Origin of the sequence: Kitasatospora setae KM-6054 (assembly GCF_000269985.1) — a bacterium.
GTDB lineage: Bacteria > Actinomycetota > Actinomycetes > Streptomycetales > Streptomycetaceae > Kitasatospora > Kitasatospora setae.
On the sequence record NC_016109.1, the window covers coordinates 6,596,921 to 6,612,792 of the forward strand.

15 protein-coding genes are annotated in these 15,872 nt (G+C 75.0%); 9 read left to right on the forward strand and 6 right to left on the reverse strand.

From position 1 onward, the window contains the following. The first annotated feature begins 33 nt into the window (after positions 1 to 33). The 6 genes from KSE_RS29130 (at position 34) to KSE_RS29155 (ending at position 6,171) form a co-directional block, all read left to right on the forward strand. Positions 34 to 648 (forward strand): flavodoxin family protein, encoded by a 615-nt coding sequence (locus tag KSE_RS29130; RefSeq protein WP_014138953.1) that lies wholly within the window; start codon positions 34 to 36, stop codon positions 646 to 648. Further along, the gene (locus tag KSE_RS29135; RefSeq protein WP_014138954.1) at positions 645 to 1,481 is read left to right on the forward strand and encodes an arylamine N-acetyltransferase family protein; all 837 of its coding nucleotides are present in this window, start codon (positions 645 to 647) and stop codon (positions 1,479 to 1,481) included. The genes KSE_RS29130 and KSE_RS29135 overlap by 4 nt, the downstream gene beginning before the upstream one ends. A 58-nt stretch (positions 1,482 to 1,539) precedes the next feature. Further along, on the forward strand, positions 1,540 to 2,013 hold the full coding sequence (locus KSE_RS29140; RefSeq protein ID WP_014138955.1) for a YybH family protein: 474 nt from the start codon (positions 1,540 to 1,542) through the stop codon (positions 2,011 to 2,013). An 86-nt stretch (positions 2,014 to 2,099) separates the two neighbouring features. Next, the gene (locus KSE_RS29145; RefSeq protein ID WP_014138956.1) at positions 2,100 to 2,747 is read left to right on the forward strand and encodes an NAD(P)H-dependent oxidoreductase; all 648 of its coding nucleotides are present in this window, start codon (positions 2,100 to 2,102) and stop codon (positions 2,745 to 2,747) included. A gap of 210 nt (positions 2,748 to 2,957) precedes the next feature. After that, positions 2,958 to 4,547 (forward strand): class I adenylate-forming enzyme family protein, encoded by a 1,590-nt coding sequence (locus KSE_RS29150; protein WP_014138957.1) that lies wholly within the window; start codon positions 2,958 to 2,960, stop codon positions 4,545 to 4,547. 151 nt (positions 4,548 to 4,698) lie between these two features. After that, on the forward strand, positions 4,699 to 6,171 hold the full coding sequence (locus KSE_RS29155) for an MFS transporter (RefSeq protein ID WP_014138958.1): 1,473 nt from the start codon (positions 4,699 to 4,701) through the stop codon (positions 6,169 to 6,171). Between the two features lie 79 nt (positions 6,172 to 6,250). On the opposite strand, the gene KSE_RS29160 is transcribed toward KSE_RS29155, so the two are convergent. Further along, the gene (locus KSE_RS29160; protein WP_081539683.1) at positions 6,251 to 7,585 is read right to left on the reverse strand and encodes a helix-turn-helix transcriptional regulator; all 1,335 of its coding nucleotides are present in this window, start codon (positions 7,583 to 7,585) and stop codon (positions 6,251 to 6,253) included. A 139-nt stretch (positions 7,586 to 7,724) separates the two neighbouring features. On the opposite strand from KSE_RS29160, the gene KSE_RS29165 reads away from it, so the two are divergent. The 3 genes from KSE_RS29165 (at position 7,725) to KSE_RS29175 (ending at position 9,325) form a co-directional block, all read left to right on the forward strand. After that, positions 7,725 to 8,180, forward strand: coding sequence for a glycine-rich domain-containing protein (locus KSE_RS29165; RefSeq protein WP_014138960.1), 456 nt, complete (start codon positions 7,725 to 7,727; stop codon positions 8,178 to 8,180). A 97-nt stretch (positions 8,181 to 8,277) separates the two neighbouring features. Next, positions 8,278 to 8,973, forward strand: a complete 696-nt coding sequence (locus KSE_RS29170; protein WP_033258226.1) for a class I SAM-dependent methyltransferase — start codon at positions 8,278 to 8,280, stop codon at positions 8,971 to 8,973. A 145-nt stretch (positions 8,974 to 9,118) separates the two neighbouring features. Further along, a complete protein-coding gene (locus tag KSE_RS29175) occupies positions 9,119 to 9,325 on the forward strand; it encodes a hypothetical protein (RefSeq protein ID WP_014138962.1) in 207 nt (68 codons plus the stop codon). Here KSE_RS29175 and KSE_RS29180 read toward each other — a convergent pair. The 5 genes from KSE_RS29180 to KSE_RS29200 are packed head-to-tail and all read right to left on the reverse strand — an operon-like array spanning position 9,312 to position 15,867. Next, positions 9,312 to 10,535, reverse strand: a complete 1,224-nt coding sequence (locus KSE_RS29180) for an NAD(P)/FAD-dependent oxidoreductase (RefSeq protein ID WP_014138963.1) — start codon at positions 10,533 to 10,535, stop codon at positions 9,312 to 9,314. The genes KSE_RS29175 and KSE_RS29180 overlap by 14 nt on opposite strands. A 38-nt stretch (positions 10,536 to 10,573) precedes the next feature. Beyond that, entirely contained in the window at positions 10,574 to 12,010 is a 1,437-nt protein-coding gene (locus tag KSE_RS29185; RefSeq protein ID WP_014138964.1) for an FAD-dependent oxidoreductase, read from the reverse strand. Then, positions 12,007 to 12,258, reverse strand: a complete 252-nt coding sequence (locus tag KSE_RS29190) for a hypothetical protein (RefSeq protein WP_033258227.1) — start codon at positions 12,256 to 12,258, stop codon at positions 12,007 to 12,009. Before KSE_RS29190 ends, KSE_RS29185 begins: the two co-directional genes overlap by 4 nt. After that, positions 12,255 to 14,459, reverse strand: a complete 2,205-nt coding sequence (locus tag KSE_RS29195; protein ID WP_014138965.1) for a molybdopterin oxidoreductase family protein — start codon at positions 14,457 to 14,459, stop codon at positions 12,255 to 12,257. Before KSE_RS29195 ends, KSE_RS29190 begins: the two co-directional genes overlap by 4 nt. Further along, entirely contained in the window at positions 14,452 to 15,867 is a 1,416-nt protein-coding gene (locus KSE_RS29200) for a nitrate/nitrite transporter (protein WP_014138966.1), read from the reverse strand. Before KSE_RS29200 ends, KSE_RS29195 begins: the two co-directional genes overlap by 8 nt. Positions 15,868 to 15,872 lie beyond the last annotated feature (5 nt).

The window sequence follows — 15,872 nt, forward strand, 5'->3', positions numbered from 1 at the left end:
CCGGAGACGACCAGCCAGGGAGCGCAGCACGCCATGACGAACATCGCGGTCATCTACTACTCGTCCACCGGTTCGACGTTCCGGCTGGCGGCCGCGGCCGCCGAGGCGGCGGAGAAGGCGGGCGCGGAGGTCCGGCTGCGCCGGATCGCGGAGATAGCGCCGGACGCGGCCGCCTCCCGGCGGGAGGGTGCCGAGGGGTTCGCGGCGGAGACCGCGGACGTGCCGGTGGCCGAGCTGGCGGACCTGGAGTGGGCGGACGGCATCCTGTTCGGGACGCCGGTGCACTTCGGGCTGGCCGCGCCGCAGTTGATGCACTTCATCAACGGGACGTCGAAGCTCTCGATCGAGGGCAAGCTGCTGAACAAGGCGGTCTCGGCGTTCGCGGCCGGTTCGGCGGCGCACGGCGGCCAGGTGTCGGCGATCCTGGCGCTGCACAACGCGCTGACCCACTGGGGCGCGCCGATCGTCGCGACGGGTTCGACCGAGCCGGTGCTGTTCAAGCCGAACAACGGCAACCCGTACGGCGCGTCGGCGGTGGTCGGCGCGAACCCGGGCGTGGTGGCGGACGAGAACCTGGAGGCCGCGGCCTTCCAGGCCCGCCGGACCCTCGAGGTCGCGTCGGTGCTGAAGACCCTGGACGGCCGGTGACCGCCGTGCTCGCGGCCCCCGCCGCCCGCCTGGACGAGGCCCTGGTCGACGCGTACCTGGAGCGGATCGGCGCCGAGCGCCCGGCCCGGCCGGACCTGCGCGCGCTGGCCGAGCTGCAGGAACGGCACGTGCTGTCGGTCCCGTTCGAGAACCTGGACTACCACCTCGACCGGGAGATCCACCTGGACGCCCGGGTCGTCGACAAGATCGTCCGGGACGGCCGGGGCGGCGCCTGCTACGAGGTGAACCCGGCGTTCGGCCTGCTGCTGGAGGCGCTCGGCTACCGGGTCCGGATCCTCGCCGCCCGGGTCCGCCGCCCGGACGGCCTGGGCGCGCCGCTGGGGCACCTGCTGCTCCGGGTGGACGTCGACGGCGTCGGTCACCTGGTGGACGTCGGCTTCCGCCGGGTCAGCCGCCGGCCGCTGCCGCTGGACACCACCGCGCCGCAGCCCGACGCCGAGGGCGTCTTCGCCGTCACCGAACCGTTCGACGGCGAACAGGACCTGCTGCTGGACGGCGCCCCGCTCTACCGGGTCGACCTGCGCGAGCGCGACCTGGGCCAGTTCCGGCCCTCGCTCTGGTGGTTCCGCACCTCGCCGGACTCACCGTTCCTGCACGACCTGTTCTGCTCGCTGCCCACCGCCGACGGGCGGGTGACCCTCAAGGGCACCCGGCTGACCCTGCGGACGGCCGACGGGCAGCGTACGGTCGAGGAGTTGGACGGCGACGAGGCGGTACGGGACGCCTACCTGACCCACTTCGGGATCGCGCTCGCGCGGCTCCCGAGGATCCCCGTGCTCCCGGCCGGCTCGTCCGGCATCCAGGTCGAGTGAGCGCCGAGCAAGCCCAGGTCGAGCAACTGCCCACCCGCAAGCCCGCCGAGGAGTTCCGATGACGACCCAGACCGAGACCGGGGCCGAGACCGAGGCCGGGGCCGAGAGCGCGGCGGACGCCGCCGACCGGGCCGCGCTCTTCGCCCCGGTCGACGACCCCGCCGACCTGCCCGGACGCTTCATGCGCGCGTTCAACGCCCGTGACCTGCAGGCGATCGACCACCTCTTCGAGCCCGGCTGCGTCCGCGTCCTGACCCCCGGGAACGTGGTGTCCGGCGACGGCCGCCGGGCCGCGACCAGCAGTTTCATGGCGCTCGGCATCCCGATGCGGCTGAGCGTCCGGCACACCTACGTGTACGACGACCTGGCCCTGATCATCGGCGACTACCTGATCGAGGGAACCAAGCCGGACGGCACGCACGTGCTCCACCAGGGCACCGCCACCGACGTCTGCCGCCGCGGCGCGGACGGCCACTGGCGCTACGCGATCGACAACCCGCCCGGCACCGACCGCGCCGCCGACGGCTCCTGACGTCCGCGCCTCCCGTACGAAGAACCGCAGCCACTCGCCGCGCGGCAGCACAGTCGCGGCGGCGGAGAAGAGAGAGCTCTCACCCCATGACCAACGTAGCGATCGTCTACTACTCGGCGACCGGGAACATCCACAAGCTCGCGGTCGCCGCCGCCGAGGCCGCCGAGAAGGCCGGCGCCCAGGTCCGGCTGCGCCGCGTCGCCGAGATCCAGGAGAGCACCCTGGCCCCGAACTACACCGAGTGGACCGCCGCCTACGAGGAGCACGTCTCGGGCAGCCGCGAGGTCGAGGTCGCCACCATCGACGACCTGGACTGGGCGGACGCCGTCGTCTGGGGCACCCCGGGCCGCTACGGCGCGATGGCCGGCCCGCTCAAGCACTTCATCGACCAGACCTTCGAACTGCACGCCCGGCACGGCCTGAAGAACAAGGCGATGTCCGCCTTCACCTCCACCGGCACCCCGCACGGCGGCCAGGAGTCGACCCTGCTGTCGCTCTCCAACGTCTTCTACCACTGGGGCGCGATCATCGTGCCGCCCGGCGTCACCGACCCGATCCTGCTCGCCCCCAGCAACGGCAACCCGTACGGCGTGAGCGCCACCTCCGGCCTGCAGGCGATCCCCGGCCAGCTGGCGCAGAACGTCACCGAGGACAACCTGAAGGCGGTCGGCTACCAGACCGTCCGCACCCTGGAGATCGCCGCGGCCCTGAAGCGAGGTCTCGACAACGGCTGACCCCGTATTCCCCCCCCGAGCAACACGCACATCCGGCGCATCCACAGGTCCGCCGCGGCTCCGGCCGCGGCGGACCTGTCGCGTTCGGCCGGCCTCTCGACGGCAAGGATCGGCGCAGGTCAGCGGCGGTCAGTGGGGGTCAACTCGCTGATGTGACACAGTCAATCGGCCGTCCTGTCGGCCTGCGGCCGCCTCTGCGAGCGTGGAAGCATGCTCCGGATCCCCAAGAACAAGACAATCCTGAATCTCGGCCTGATGGCCGAGGAGGCTGCTGTTCGATACGGCGCCAACACCATCACCCTCGACGAGGCCATGGACGCCCTGCCGGAGGCGGGGCGCCGGTTCACCGTGGCCCGGTTCGCCGACCTGGTCGCCGAGACCGCCAACCGGCTGTGGGCGGCGGGCGTCCGCACCCGCGACCACGTCGTCATCCACAAGACCAACAGCTTCGACATCACGCTGTTCGCCTGCGCCGCCGCCCGGATCGGCGCCGTGCCCGTGATGCTCTCCGCGCACCTCGACGGCCCGACCGTCGAAGCGCTGCTGCGGCGGCTCAAGCGCCCGGCGCTGCTCACCGACGCCGCCAAGCTCGACGGCGAGCTGGCCGGCGCGCCGCTGGCCGAACTCACCTCGCTGGTGCTCTCCGCGACCGGTGCGCGGCCCGGCGCGACCGCGCTCGCCGACCTGGCCGGCGCCCCGGTCCGCCCGGCCGTCGTGCTCGACCCGGACGAGCCCGCGATGATGACCCACACCTCCGGCACCACCGGCATCCCCAAGCTGGTCGTCCACTCGTCCCGCTCGATCGGCGCCCGCTACCTCTGGCAGGACCGGGTGGTGCGGCTGCTGCGCAAGCGCGAGGCCGTGCTGATGCACATCTCGTACGTGCACTCCCGGCTGTACCCCGGGATCGGCGTGCTGCTGAAGCGCAACAAGCCGATGGTGTTCCTGAACGACGCCTCCCCGGAGCGGCTGGCCGACGCGCTGGTCGAGCACCGCCCCGGCGTCCTGGAGACCCACCCGAACTCGTTCCTGGAGTGCGAGTCCATCCTCGACGACCCGCGCAGGCCGATCTCCAGCGTCCGCTTCTTCAACAGCACCTTCGACGCCATCCACCCCGGCACCATGCACAAGTTCCTCCAGGCGTCCGAGCGCCGCAGCCCGGTCTTCCTCCAGGTGTACGGCCAGAGCGAGTGCGGTCCGCTGATCGCCCGCCCCTACACCCGCGGCAACGTCCTGCACGCCGACGGCCGCTGCCAGGGCTACCCGGCCCCCGGCATCACCCGCTACCGCCTGGTCCCGCGCAACGGGCAGCCGGCCACCCGCGAGACCCCCGGCTACATCGACGTCTCCACCGCCGGCCGCGCCCTCGGCTACTACGGCGAGGAGGAGCGCTTCCAGCAGCAGGTGCACGGCGAGTGGTGGCGCGGCGGCGACGTCGGCTACCGCACCAAGTGGGGCTGCCTGCACCTGCTGGACCGCGAGGTCGACGTCATCCCCACCATCCACTCCACCCTCGAGGTCGAGGACGTCCTGCTGCACCGGCTGCCGGAACTCACCGAACTGGTCATCGTCCCCGGCCGGAACAAGGAACCGCTGCCGGTCGTCTGCACCCGTGGCGACGCCCCGATCGACCTCGACCGCTGGCGCGCCGCCGTCGCCGACCAGGCCGCCATGGCGGACCCGGTCCAGCTGCGGCTCGACGAACTGCCGCGCACCGCCACCGCGAAGATCAAGCGCCTGGAGCTGGCCTCCCGCCTGACGGCCGCCCGGGAACCGCAGCCCGCCGGACAGCTCTGCTGACCCGCCCTGCCCCACCGGCCCTCACCGGCCGCCTGACTTCCCTGACCTCCCCGACCTCCCTGACCTCCCTGACCTCCCGAAGAACCACCGAGTGACGAAGCGTCACCCCACCGACCCGCGAACCCCACCCCTGACCCGAAGGAAGACCCCGATGTCACAGCTCGCCGAGAACGAGACGGCCCGCCGCCGCCGGCTCGGGCTGACCCTGGCCCTGCTGGCCTTCGCCCAGCTCATCATCTCCATCGACTACAACATCGTGTACGTCGCCCTTCCCGAGATCGGCTCGGCCCTCGGCTTCACCGCGCAGAACCTCCAGTGGGTGGTCAGCGCCTACGCCGTCGCCTTCGGCGGGTTCCTGATGCTCGGCGGCCGCGCCTGCGACCTGTTCGGCCCGCGCCGGATGTTCGTCCTCGGCCTCAGCCTGTACGCCGGCTCCTCGCTGCTCGGCGCCCTCGCCCAGGAGCCCGGCCTGCTGATCGCCTCCCGCGCCGTGCAGGGCATCGGCGGCGCGTTCCTCTTCCCCGCCACCCTCACCCTGGTCTCCACCAGCTTCGCCGAGGGCAAGGAGCGCAACCGCGCCTTCGCCGTCTGGGGCACCGCCGGCGGCAGCGGCATGATCGTCGGCTCGCTGCTCGGCGGCGTCCTCACCCAGGCGTTCGGCTGGAGCTCGGTCTTCTACATCAACGTGCTGCTGGCCGGCGTCGCCGCGCTGCTCGCCTTCCCGCTGATCAGCCCCGACGCCACCCGCAAGAGCGGCCGCGGCTTCGACCTGGCCGGCGCGCTCACCTCCACCATCGGCATCACCGCCGTGGTCTTCGCCCTCGGCCAGGGCCCGGTCTCCGGCTGGGGCTCGCTGCCGGTCGTCGGCGCCTTCGTCGCCGGCGCCGTGCTCCTCGCGCTGTTCTTCGCGATCGAGAAGCGCTCCGCGGACCCGCTGCTCCCGCTGCGCCTGTTCGCCAACCGCAACCTCACCACCGCCACCGCCGTCACCTTCGCCTACATGGGCACCTTCGGCACCCTGCTGTACTTCCTCACCGTCTACTTCCAGGGCGTGCACGGCTACAACGCCCTCGACACCGGCCTGGCGTTCCTCGTCCCGATGGTCGCCATCGCCTTCGGCGCCCAGACCGCGGGCCGCCTGGCCACCCGCTACGGCATCCGCGCCATCATGATCGCCTCGCTGCTGATCGGCGTCGTCGGCGCCGGCATCGTCGGCGTCACCATGGCCGCCGACGCCTCCTACCTGGTCCTCGTCCCCGGCCTGATCGTGCTGGGCGTCGGCCAGGGCGCCGGCTACACCCTGATGTTCGGCGCCGCCGCGGTCGGCATCGAACCCCAGGACCAGGGCATCGCCTCCGGCGCCGCCTCCACCACCCAGCAGGTCGGCGGCGCCGTCGGCCTCGCCGTCCTGGTCGCCGTCGCCAACTCCGGCCTGTCCGGCAAGACCGGCGAGGCCCTGCGCGTCGCCACCTCCGACGGCACCCGCAACGCCTTCTACCTCGCCGCCGTCGGCATCCTCATCACCGCCGTCATCGCCCTCGGCCTCCGCAAGCCCGAACCCCGCGCCACCACCGGCTCCACCGCCGACGCGGCCGCCGACACCCTGGAGAAGGCCGGCGTCTGACCCGCCCCCTCCCGCCCCACCCCTGCGAGAGCCCCCCGCCACCCGGCGGGGGGCTCTCGCACGCGCGCGGCCGGGCCGTTCAGGAGAGGGGGACGGCGGCGGCGAGCTCCCGAACCCCTGCGGCTCGCGGGTGGCGGGTCACGAGGTCGCTGACGACCGCTCGGATGGAGGATCGGTCGCGGATCTCGGCCGGGCTCGCTCGGAGTGCCGAGAGAAGTTCGTTCGCCGTCTGCTCTGGGCGCCCCCACTGCCACCAGGCGCGTGCCAGGTCGGTGTGCAGTCGGGCGCGCCGTTCGGCGGTGGGGAACTGCTCCGGCCGCAGGTTGCGGCCGGCTTCGAGGGCGGCCCCTGCGTCGCCGAGGGCCCAGTGGACGCTGACGGCGTAGAGGTCGGCCGCTGCCGGGGTGATGGTGAACAGGCTCCCGGTGCCGGGGGTGGCGGGCAGTCGGCGGGCGGCGTTCCGGGCTTCGGCCATCATGGCGACGGCTTCCGTGCGCTGGCCGGCGACCGCCGCGGTGTAGGCGAGGGTGCACAGCAGTTGGGCGTAGGCCGCCGTCTGGGGCTGGGTGGTGAGTCCGGTGTTCTCCAGGCGGTCGACGGCGGTGAGCATCAGCCGCTGCGCGGCGGGGGCCCGGTCCTGGTGCCTCAGCACGACGGCCGCCTCGCGGGTGGCGGCGGCCTGGGCCAGCGGCGAGCCGGACACCTCTGCCCAGGTACGGGCGCGGTCCGCGGTCAACCGGGCCCGGTCGTAGTGGCCGGTCTTGATCAGGACTGCGGTGGCGAGGCTGTAGACCGTGGACAGCCGGGCCTGGTCGAGGTCGCGCCGGGAGTCGGCGGCGGCGTGGGCGTCGGCGATCAGGCCGGGCAGAACCTCAAGGAGTCGGGCGTGCGCTCCGGTGTCGAACAGGTCGCGGGCGCGGTTCAGGACCTGGTCGAGCTGCGCGGCGTTGCGGGTCGGCCCGGGTGTGTCGGCGAGCGCGTCGTCCAGCCCTAGGAGTAAGGCCGCCGGCCCGGCCACGGTGGCGGCGGCGACAAGCGTTCGGCGGCGCATAGGACTCTCCTCGGCCTGGCGGAAACTGCCGGCCACTCTATCCGTGTGGTGGCCGGTCGACGGGCCCAGCGCAAGGGAAGTCACCAGTACGTGGCGCGGCATTCCGACTTCGATCGCGGCCTGCCGAAGGAGTGCCAGGTCCACGATTCGGTTGGCGCGTTCGAGACGGCTGACCGTGGAGGGCGAGACTCCCAGGCGGCGCTCGAGGGCTTCCAGTGTCCAGTCGCGGTGCTGGCGTCCCAGGCGCACCAGTTCACCTGGGCGGTGCTGCTCCGCCAGCGACCGGGCTTTCGGGGTGCTCCACAGTGAGTCCGGCACGGGACCTCCCAGGCGACACAACCGGGGCTCACCAACGGTACACATGATCCGACAGTCCGTCGACGATGCTTGCATGCCGTGCAAAACAGTTCCAGGGTAAGCAAGTTGACCACTCCGGCTATCCGGGTGGTGGTGTGCTGTTCGCACCGTCCGGGGCCATCCCGGACCCGAAGTCGGAGGAACCATGGCAACCTCGACCGCTCCCGCCGACCAGATCACCGGCCTGTTCCGGAACGTGCGTGACCACGTCCCCGCCGACCTGTGGGACAAGCAGATCGGCCTGCTGATGCGCGACCACCCCTACGACTCCGTCATGGCCGCCCGCGTCCTGGGGCAGGGCTACGCCTACCTGCTCACCGCGATGGCCCACCGCGACGAGCACCTGGGTCTGGGCCCCAGCTCGCTGGTGGACATCGGCGTCCACACGATCGTCCTGGACACCGTCGCCTACGCCGAGCTGTGCCGTGTCCACAACGGCGGCCGCTTCCTGCACCACGTGCCGGCCGTCGAGTTCAAGCAGGACGGCACCGTGCCGCGCACCGCCCAGCTGATCGCCGCCGAGGGCTGGGAGGTGGACCTGCCCTTGTGGGCGGACGCCGCCGGCTGCAGCCCCTGCCACCCCGGCAACGACTCGCACTGACCGGTCATCGGGCGGCCCCGGGACCCCCGGGGCCGCCTTCCGCCCGGGAGGGTGGAGTTCCCCCGAAGTCCTCCGCCGGTACGCGGCGGGCGCGAGGATGGCACGGGTGACGACCACCCCGCCGGACCTCTGGCACCACTACGGCCGCGCCCGCTCCGACAGCGACCGCGCCGTTCCTCCGGTTTTCTCCTGGGTCTGGGCCCAGGACGCGGGCCCCGGGGCCGAGGTCCTGGGCGACGTCACCGGCCTCGTCGTCGCCGACCTCGGCGCCGGTGTCGCCCGCCACGCCGCCCACCTCGTCGCCCGCCACGCCCCGGCCCGGGTCGACGCCGTCGACTCCTCCGCCGCCCAGCACGCGAGGGCGCGTGACCTGTACGGCCACCTCGCGCCGCGGTTGCGCGCCGTGCACGCCGACGCGGTCGACCACTTGGACGCCCACCCCGGCTCGTACGACGTCCTCTGCTCGGTGTTCGGGAGTCTGGACTTCACCGATCCCCGCCGACTGCTCCCCGCCGCTGCCCGGGCCCTTCGGCCGGGCGGGCTGCTGGTGGCTTCCACTCTGGGGCACTACCTCGGCGGGGCACCCGCCGAGACGGATGTCCGGCACGCCGAAGTGCCGGTCCGGACCCCGGACGGCACCGCCGCGACGATGCGCCGCTGGGTGCTCCAGGAGGCCGTCTGGACCGAGCTGCTGGACGGGGCGGGCTTCACCCGGATCGGCGTCGACCGGCTCCCGCCCGCCGCCTTGGGCCCGCGGTCGGCCGACACGCTGCTGCTCCGGGCCCGCCGGTAGTCCGGTGGCCGGTGCGGGGGCGTGCTCCGTCCGTTGGTGATGGTGCGTCAGGTGAATTTCCCCGGGGGAGCGTGCGGTGGGGCTTGACGGGCGGGGGCCGGCGCCGTGCGATGGGGGAGGGAGACGGCGGGACGGGGGTGGCGCGATGGCGGCGGAAGGATCCGACGGGCCCGGTGGCGAGCCCGGGGAGGACGGCGGGGTGCCGCCGCGCGGGGCTCCGCGGGTGCCGCCGGAGGGGCGGGAGCGGCCGTTCCTGCACGTGGCCTGGATCATCCTGGCGGTCCTCGTGCTGGGGCTGGTCCTGAGCACGGCGAGCGGGGGCTGCACCGCCGGCTGCGTCAGCTATCCCTGAGACCGGTCGCCGTGCCGAGCAGTTCGTCGGCGGGGGCGGGGAGTTCGCGGCCGAGGAGGCCGTGCAGGACGGGGTAGGCGCGGGTGTCGCCGGCCAGGACGCCGCCGAGGAGGACGGTGCCGTCCTCGTCGAGGACGAGTTTGGCGTAGCGGGTGTCGCCGAGGTGGCGGGTGTATTCGAGGGCGCCGGGGGTCTGGGCGTGGGCGTCGCCGAAGGAGGCGACGTCGACGCCCAGCAGCTTGAGCCTGGTGGAGAGGTCGGCGCCGGGGAAGCGGGTGGGGCCCTCGCCGAGGAGTTGGCCGACGACGGCTTCGGCCATCCGGTAGCCGGGGGCGACCAGGCCGTAGCAGCGGCCCTCGACGGCGGCGCACTCGCCGATCGCCCAGATCCGCTCGTCCGCGGTGCGGCAGTGGTCGTCGACCAGGAAGCCGCCGCGTTCGGCGCGGGGCAGGCCGGCGTCGGCGGCGAGGGCGTCCTGCGGGCGGACGCCGGCCGAGAAGACGACCAGGCCGGTGTCGACGGCGGTGCCGTCGGCGAGCCGGACCCGGGCGGCGCGGCCGTCGGGGCCCGCTTCGACGGCCCGGGTGGCGGCGGCGAGGTGGAGGCGGACGCCGAGCGCGGAGACCAGCCGGGCGAGCACCCGGCCGCCGCCGTCGTCGACCTGGACGGGCATCAGCCGGGGGGCCATCTCGACGACGTGCGGGCGCAGGCCGAGCAGTCGCAGCGCGTTGGCGGCTTCCAGGCCGAGCAGGCCGCCGCCGATGACCACGCCGGAGTGGGCGCCGGCCGCGGCGTCCCGGATCGCGTCGAGGTCGTCCAGGGTGCGGTAGACGAAGCAGCCGGGCAGGTCGTGGCCGGGCACGGGCGGGACGAAGGGGCGGGAGCCGGTGGCGAGGACCAGCGCGTCGTAGCGGACCGTGCCGCCGTCGGCGCAGCGGACGGTGCGGGCGGTGCGGTCCACGGCGACCGCCCTGGTGGAGTGCCGGAACTCGACCAGGGCGTCGTGCCGCAGCCCGGGGCGGACCAGGCTGAGATCGGCGGCGCTGCGGCCGTCCAGGTAGGAGGAGAGCGCGACCCGGTCGTACGCCGGGTGCCGCTCCTCGCCGAGGACGACGACCCGCCAGGCCGCGGTGCGGTCCCTGGCGCGCAGGTCCTCGACCAGGCGCTGCCCGGTCATGCCGTGTCCGACGACGACGAGGGTTCGGGTCATGGGGGTGTCCTCCGGGTGGGGGCCGGCCGGGCGGCCGGTCAGCGCCCGCTGCCGGCGGGCTGCCGAGTCGGCGCGGTGGTGTCGGCGCGGGCCGCGAGGACGGCGCGGAGCGCTTCCACGCCGCGGGCGCAGCCGCCGCAGCCGGTGGTGGCGCGGGTGGCGGCGGCGAGTTCGGGGGTGCTGCGGGCGCCGGCGTGCCAGGCGTGGGCGAGGGTGCCGGCGGTGACGTTGTTGCAGTGGCAGACCACGGCGTGGTCCGGGAGTTCGACCGGTCCGGTGGCGGGCCGGGTGGGCCGGCCGAGCAGCAGGGCGAGGCGGTCGCGCGGGACGGGCAGGTCGCGCTGGTGGAGCTGGACGAGGTCGGCGATGGCGCGTTCCCAGCCGAGCAGGACGGCGCCGGTGAGCCGGCCGCCGGTCAGGTGCAGCCGGGCGTAGCGGCCGCGGGCGGCGTCGGTGAGCTGGATCGTCTCGTCCGGGGGAGTGGCGGGTTCGGGTTCGCCCAGGACGGCGAGGTCCAGGCCCGGGGTGCGCGGGCGCAGCACCGGGCGGGACGGCCGGTGCCGGGCGGTGCCGGTGGCGAGCAGCCGGGCCGCGGTCTCGGCCTGGGCCCAGCCGGAGCGCAGCGTGCCCGGGGGTTCGTCCGGGTGTTCGGCGCAGTCGCCGATCGCGTGCACCCGGGGGTCGCCGGTGCGGGTGTCCGCGTCGACCAGCACGCCCGCGCGCACCGGCAGTCCGGCGGCCCGGGCCAGCGCGGTGGCGGGCTCGGCGCCGGTGCACAGCAGCAGCGCGTCGCCCTCGACGGCGCCGCGGCCGCCGTCCGGGCGGGTGAGCGCGAGCCGGCCGGGGGAGTAGCCGGTGGCGGTCGTGGAGAGCCGCAACTCGACTCCGGCGGCGGCGAGTCGGGCGGCCAGCAGTTCGCCGGCGGCCCGGTCGAGGCGGCGGTTCAGCGGCCAGGCGTGCCGGTGCACCAGGGTGACCAGGTGCCCGGCCCGGCGCAGCGCCAGCGCGGCCTCGACGCCGAGCACGCCGCCGCCGAGCACGGTGACCCGCTCGCCGCGCGGCCGGACCGCGTCGGCCAGGGTGCGCAGCGTCGAGACGCCGGGGGCGGGGCGGCCGTCGGGGCCGCGCAGGCCGGGCAGGTCGGGGACGTGCGGGGTCGCGCCGGTGGCCAGGACCAGCCGGTCGTAGCGGTGGGCGTCGCCGTGCTCGGTGTGCACCAGGCGGCGGGCGCGGTCGATCCGGACGGCGCGGGTGCCGGCGGCGAGCAGGGTGTCGCCGGGCGGCGGGGCGAGGGTGACGGCGGTGGCGGGCAGTGACCCGTCCAGCACCGAGGTGAGCAGCGGCCGGTGGCAGGCGGGGGAGTCGGCCGCGTCCAGGACGGTGACCCGGTCGGTCCGGCCGTGGTGGCGCAGCCGTTCGACGAAGCGGTGGGCGACGGGGCCGTTGCCGACGACGAGGATGCCGGTGCCGGTCATGGGGTGTGCTCCTCCCGGCGGTCGTCGCGCACGGCGGAGACCGCGGACTCGGGCGTGCGGCGGTGCGGGGCGGGGGGAAGGGGGGCGCGGCGGTGCGGGGCGGGGGGAACGGCGGCGCGGCGGTGCCCGGCGGGGAGGCCGGCGGCGCGGCGGCGGGCGGCGAGCGAGTCGTAGGCGCGGCGGCGCGGGCGGGCCCGGCGGCGGGACGGCGGGCGGGGTGCGCGGCGGGACGGTGGTCTGCCGGTCATGGGGCGGGTTCCTCCCAGCGGTCGACGCGCACGGCGGAGACCTTGAATTCGGGCATCCGGCTGCGCGGGTCGAGGGCGTCTCCGGTGAGCAGGTTGGCCCGGCCGGTGCCCGGGAAGTGGAACGGCAGGAAGACGGTGTCGGTGCGCAGTGCGGGGTCGAGGCGGACGCGGGCCCGGGTGGAGCCGCGGGCGGAGGTGATCCGGGCGAGGTCGCCGTCCTCGAGGCCGGCCCGGCGGGCGGTGTCGGGGTGGATCTCGACGTGCGCCTCGGGCGCGGCGGCGTTCAGTTCGGCGACCCGGCGGGTCTGCGCGCCGGACTGGTACTGGGCCAGTACCCGGCCGGTGGTGGCGTACAGCGGCCACCGCTCGTCGGGGCGTTCGGCGGGCGGGCGGTGCTCGACGGCGGCGAACCTGGCCCGGCCGTCGGGGTGGGCGAAGCGGTCCAGGAACAGCCGGGGCGTGCCGGGGTGCGCGGGTCGGCGGCCGGGGGTCTCGGGGCAGGGCCAGTGCAGGGCCTCGCCCGCGTCCAGCCGCCGGTAGCTGACGCCGGAGTAGTCGGCGGGGCCGCCGCGGGAGGCGCGGCGCAGTTCGTCGAAGGCCCGTTCGGCGTCGACGGGGTAGCGTGCGGGGTCGTCGCCGAGGCGTGCGGCGAGGGCGCGCAGCACCCACAGGTCGTCGCGGACGCCGGGTGGCGGGTCGAGCAGCCGGCGCCGGCGCAGGATCCGGCCCTCCAGGTTGGTGAGGGTGCCGTCCTCCTCGGCCCACTGGGCGACGGGCAGCACGACGTCGGCGATCCGGGCGGTCTCGGAGGGCACGAAGTCGGCGACCACCAGCAGGTCGAGGGCGCCGAGCCGGCGGGTGACGTGTCCGGCGTTGGGGGCGGAGACCACCGGGTTGGCGCCGAAGACCAGCAGGGCGCGCGGCCCGCCGTCGGTGCCCAGCGCGTCCAGCAGCTCGTAGGCGCTGCGGCCGGGGCCGGGCAGCGCGTCGGGGTCGACGCCCCAGACGGCGGCGACGTGGGCGCGGGCGGCCGGGTCGGTGATCTGCCGGTAGCCGGGCAGCTGGTCGGCCTTCTGGCCGTGTTCGCGGCCGCCCTGGCCGTTGCCCTGCCCGGTCAGGCAGCCGTAGCCGCTGCCCTCCCGGCCGGGCAGGCCGAGGGCGAGCGCGAGGTTGACGAACGCGGCGGCGGTGTCGGTGCCCTTGCTGTGCTGTTCGGCGCCGCGCCCGGTCAGCACGTACGCGCGGCTGGCCCGGGCGAGCAGGGCGACGGCCTCGCGCTGGGCGGCGACCGGCACGCCGGTGACCTGTTCGACCCGTTCGGGCCACCAGGCGGCGGCGTGCCGCCAGGCGTCGTCGAAGCCGCTGGTGCGGGCGGCCAGGTACTCCTTGTCGGCGTGGCCCCCGGCGACGGTGAGGTGCAGCAGGCCGAGGGCGAGGGCCAGGTCGGTGCCGGGTTCGGGTTGCAGGTGCAGGGCGGCGAGTTCGGCGGTGCGGGTGCGGCGCGGGTCGATGACGATCAGGTCGGCCCGGTCGAGGTGCCGCATCAGCGGGGGCATGGTCTCGGCGGGGTTGGCGCCGGCCAGCAGCACGGTGTCGGCCGCGCCGAGGTCGGTGACCGGGAAGGGCAGGCCGCGGTCCAGGCCGAAGGCGGCGTTGCCGGCCGCGGCGGCGGAGGACATGCAGAACCGGCCGTTGTAGTCGATCTGGCTGGTGCCGAGCGTGACCCGGGCGAACTTGCCGAGCAGGTACGCCTTCTCGTTGGTCAGCCCGCCGCCGCCGAACACCGCGACCGCGTCGGGCCCGTGCGCGGCGCGCAGCCGCAGCAGCGCGGCGGCGACCGCGTCCAGCGCGGTGTCCCAGTCGACGGGGCGCAGCTCGCCGTCGGCGCCGCGCAGCAGCGGGGTGCGCAGCCGGTCGGCGGTGTCCAGCAGGGCGGGGGCGGTCCAGCCCTTCTGGCACAGGCCGCCCCGGTTCACCGGGAAGCCGGGGTCGGGCCGGACGGTCACGGCGGCGGTCACGGTCACGGCGGCGGTCGTGGTCACGGGGGCGGCGGCGTTCGTCGTGGTGTCCGTCGTGGCGTCCGTCGTGGCGTCGCCGCGGTCGAGCCGGGTGCCGCACTGGAGCGCGCAGTACGGGCAGTGGGTGGCGACCGAGGACGGTCCGGCGGAGCGGTCCCGTGCGGGCGCGGCCGGGTCAGACACGGCTGGGCTCCGCGGGGGCGGTCCGGACGGCCGGGGCGGCGGCCTGCTCGGTGCGCTCGGTGCGCTCGGCGCGTTCGGCCCGCAGGTAGACGGCCCGGGTGACCCAGGCGCACAGCGCGTAGAAGGCGAGGAAGCACAGGTAGGCGGGGGTGCCGTCGCCGTGCCCCGGGCCGTGCCCGGTGTAGGCGGCGCGGAAGGCCAGGTTGACGGCGACGCCGCCGAGCGCGCCGACCGCGCCGGCGATCGCGATGGCCGCGCCGGAGAGCCGGCGGGCGGCGGCGAACGCCTCGGTGGCGTCGTGCCCGGCGAGGACCTGCCGTCCGGCACCGCGGGCGAAGATCCACGGGATCATCTTGTACGTCGAGCCGTTGCCGAGGCCGCTGAGCACGAACAGCGCGGTGAAGCCGCCGATGAACAGGCCGAAGGAGTTCCGGGCGGAGGCGAGCAGCAGCACGCCGGTGCCGGCGGCCAGCGCGCCGAAGGCGGCCAGGGTGACCCGGGGGCCGCCGAAGCGGTCGGCCAGCCGGCCGCCCAGCGGGCGGGCGAAGGAGCCGATCAGCGGGCCGAGGAAGGTGTACGAGGCGGCTTGCAGCGGGGTGGAGCCGAACTGGCTCTGCAGGACCAGGCCGAAGGCGAAGCCGTAGCCGATGAACGAGCCGAAGGTGCCGACGTACAGCAGCGAGATCCACCAGGTGTGCCGGTGCCGGGCGGCCTCGCGCAGCGCGCCGGGCCGGGCCCGGACCACCGCGAGGTTGTCCATCCGCAGCGCGCACAGCAGGGAGACGACGGCGATCAGCGGCAGGTAGGCGGCGACCACGTAGGCGGGGTGGGTGTCGCCGGCGGTGGCGATCACCAGCAGGCCGAGCAGTTGCACGGCGGCGACGCCGAGGTTGCCGCCGCCCGCGTTCAGGCCGAGCGCCCAGCCCTGCCGGCGCTGCGGGAAGAACGCGGTGATGTTGGTCATCGAGGAGGCGAAGTTGCCGCCGCCGACCCCGGCCAGTGCGCTGATCAGCAGGAACACCCAGAGCGGGGTGCCGGGTTGGCGGACGAACCAGGCCGCCAGGCCGGCCGGGACGAGCAGCACGGCGGAGGCGAACACCGTCCAGTTGCGGCCGCCGAACCGGGTGACCGCCCAGCTGTAGGGCAGCCGGAGCAGGGCCCCGACCAGGGTCGGGGTCACCACCAGCAGGAACTTCTGGCCGGGGCTGAAGCCGAGCCCGATCCTCGGGGACATGAACAGGACCAGGACCGACCACATGCTCCAGACCGAGAAGCCGAGGTGTTCGGAGACCACCGAGAGCACCAGGTTCCGGTGGGCGACCCGCCGGTTGCCCCGGTGCCAGGCCGCCTCGTCCTCCGGGTCCCAGTCCTCGATCCACCGCCTTCTGCCGGGCGCTGCCGTCGTCATCGCTG

Bases quoted from the DNA above. Each gene is read 5' to 3' on its own strand.
- KSE_RS29130 (WP_014138953.1), top strand. From the start codon at position 34: ATGACGAACATCGCGGTCATCTACTACTCGTCCACCGGTTCGACGTTC.
- KSE_RS29140 (WP_014138955.1), top strand. From the start codon at position 1,540: ATGACGACCCAGACCGAGACCGGGGCCGAGACCGAGGCCGGGGCCGAG.
- KSE_RS29145 (WP_014138956.1), top strand. From the start codon at position 2,100: ATGACCAACGTAGCGATCGTCTACTACTCGGCGACCGGGAACATCCAC.
- KSE_RS29150 (WP_014138957.1), top strand. From the start codon at position 2,958: ATGCTCCGGATCCCCAAGAACAAGACAATCCTGAATCTCGGCCTGATG.
- KSE_RS29155 (WP_014138958.1), top strand. From the start codon at position 4,699: ATGTCACAGCTCGCCGAGAACGAGACGGCCCGCCGCCGCCGGCTCGGG.
- KSE_RS29160 (WP_081539683.1), bottom strand. From the start codon at position 7,585: ATGTGTACCGTTGGTGAGCCCCGGTTGTGTCGCCTGGGAGGTCCCGTG.
- KSE_RS29165 (WP_014138960.1), top strand. From the start codon at position 7,725: ATGGCAACCTCGACCGCTCCCGCCGACCAGATCACCGGCCTGTTCCGG.
- KSE_RS29170 (WP_033258226.1), top strand. From the start codon at position 8,278: ATGGCACGGGTGACGACCACCCCGCCGGACCTCTGGCACCACTACGGC.
- KSE_RS29175 (WP_014138962.1), top strand. From the start codon at position 9,119: ATGGCGGCGGAAGGATCCGACGGGCCCGGTGGCGAGCCCGGGGAGGAC.
- KSE_RS29180 (WP_014138963.1), bottom strand. From the start codon at position 10,535: ATGACCCGAACCCTCGTCGTCGTCGGACACGGCATGACCGGGCAGCGC.
- KSE_RS29185 (WP_014138964.1), bottom strand. From the start codon at position 12,010: ATGACCGGCACCGGCATCCTCGTCGTCGGCAACGGCCCCGTCGCCCAC.
- KSE_RS29190 (WP_033258227.1), bottom strand. From the start codon at position 12,258: ATGACCGGCAGACCACCGTCCCGCCGCGCACCCCGCCCGCCGTCCCGC.
- KSE_RS29200 (WP_014138966.1), bottom strand. From the start codon at position 15,867: ATGACGACGGCAGCGCCCGGCAGAAGGCGGTGGATCGAGGACTGGGAC.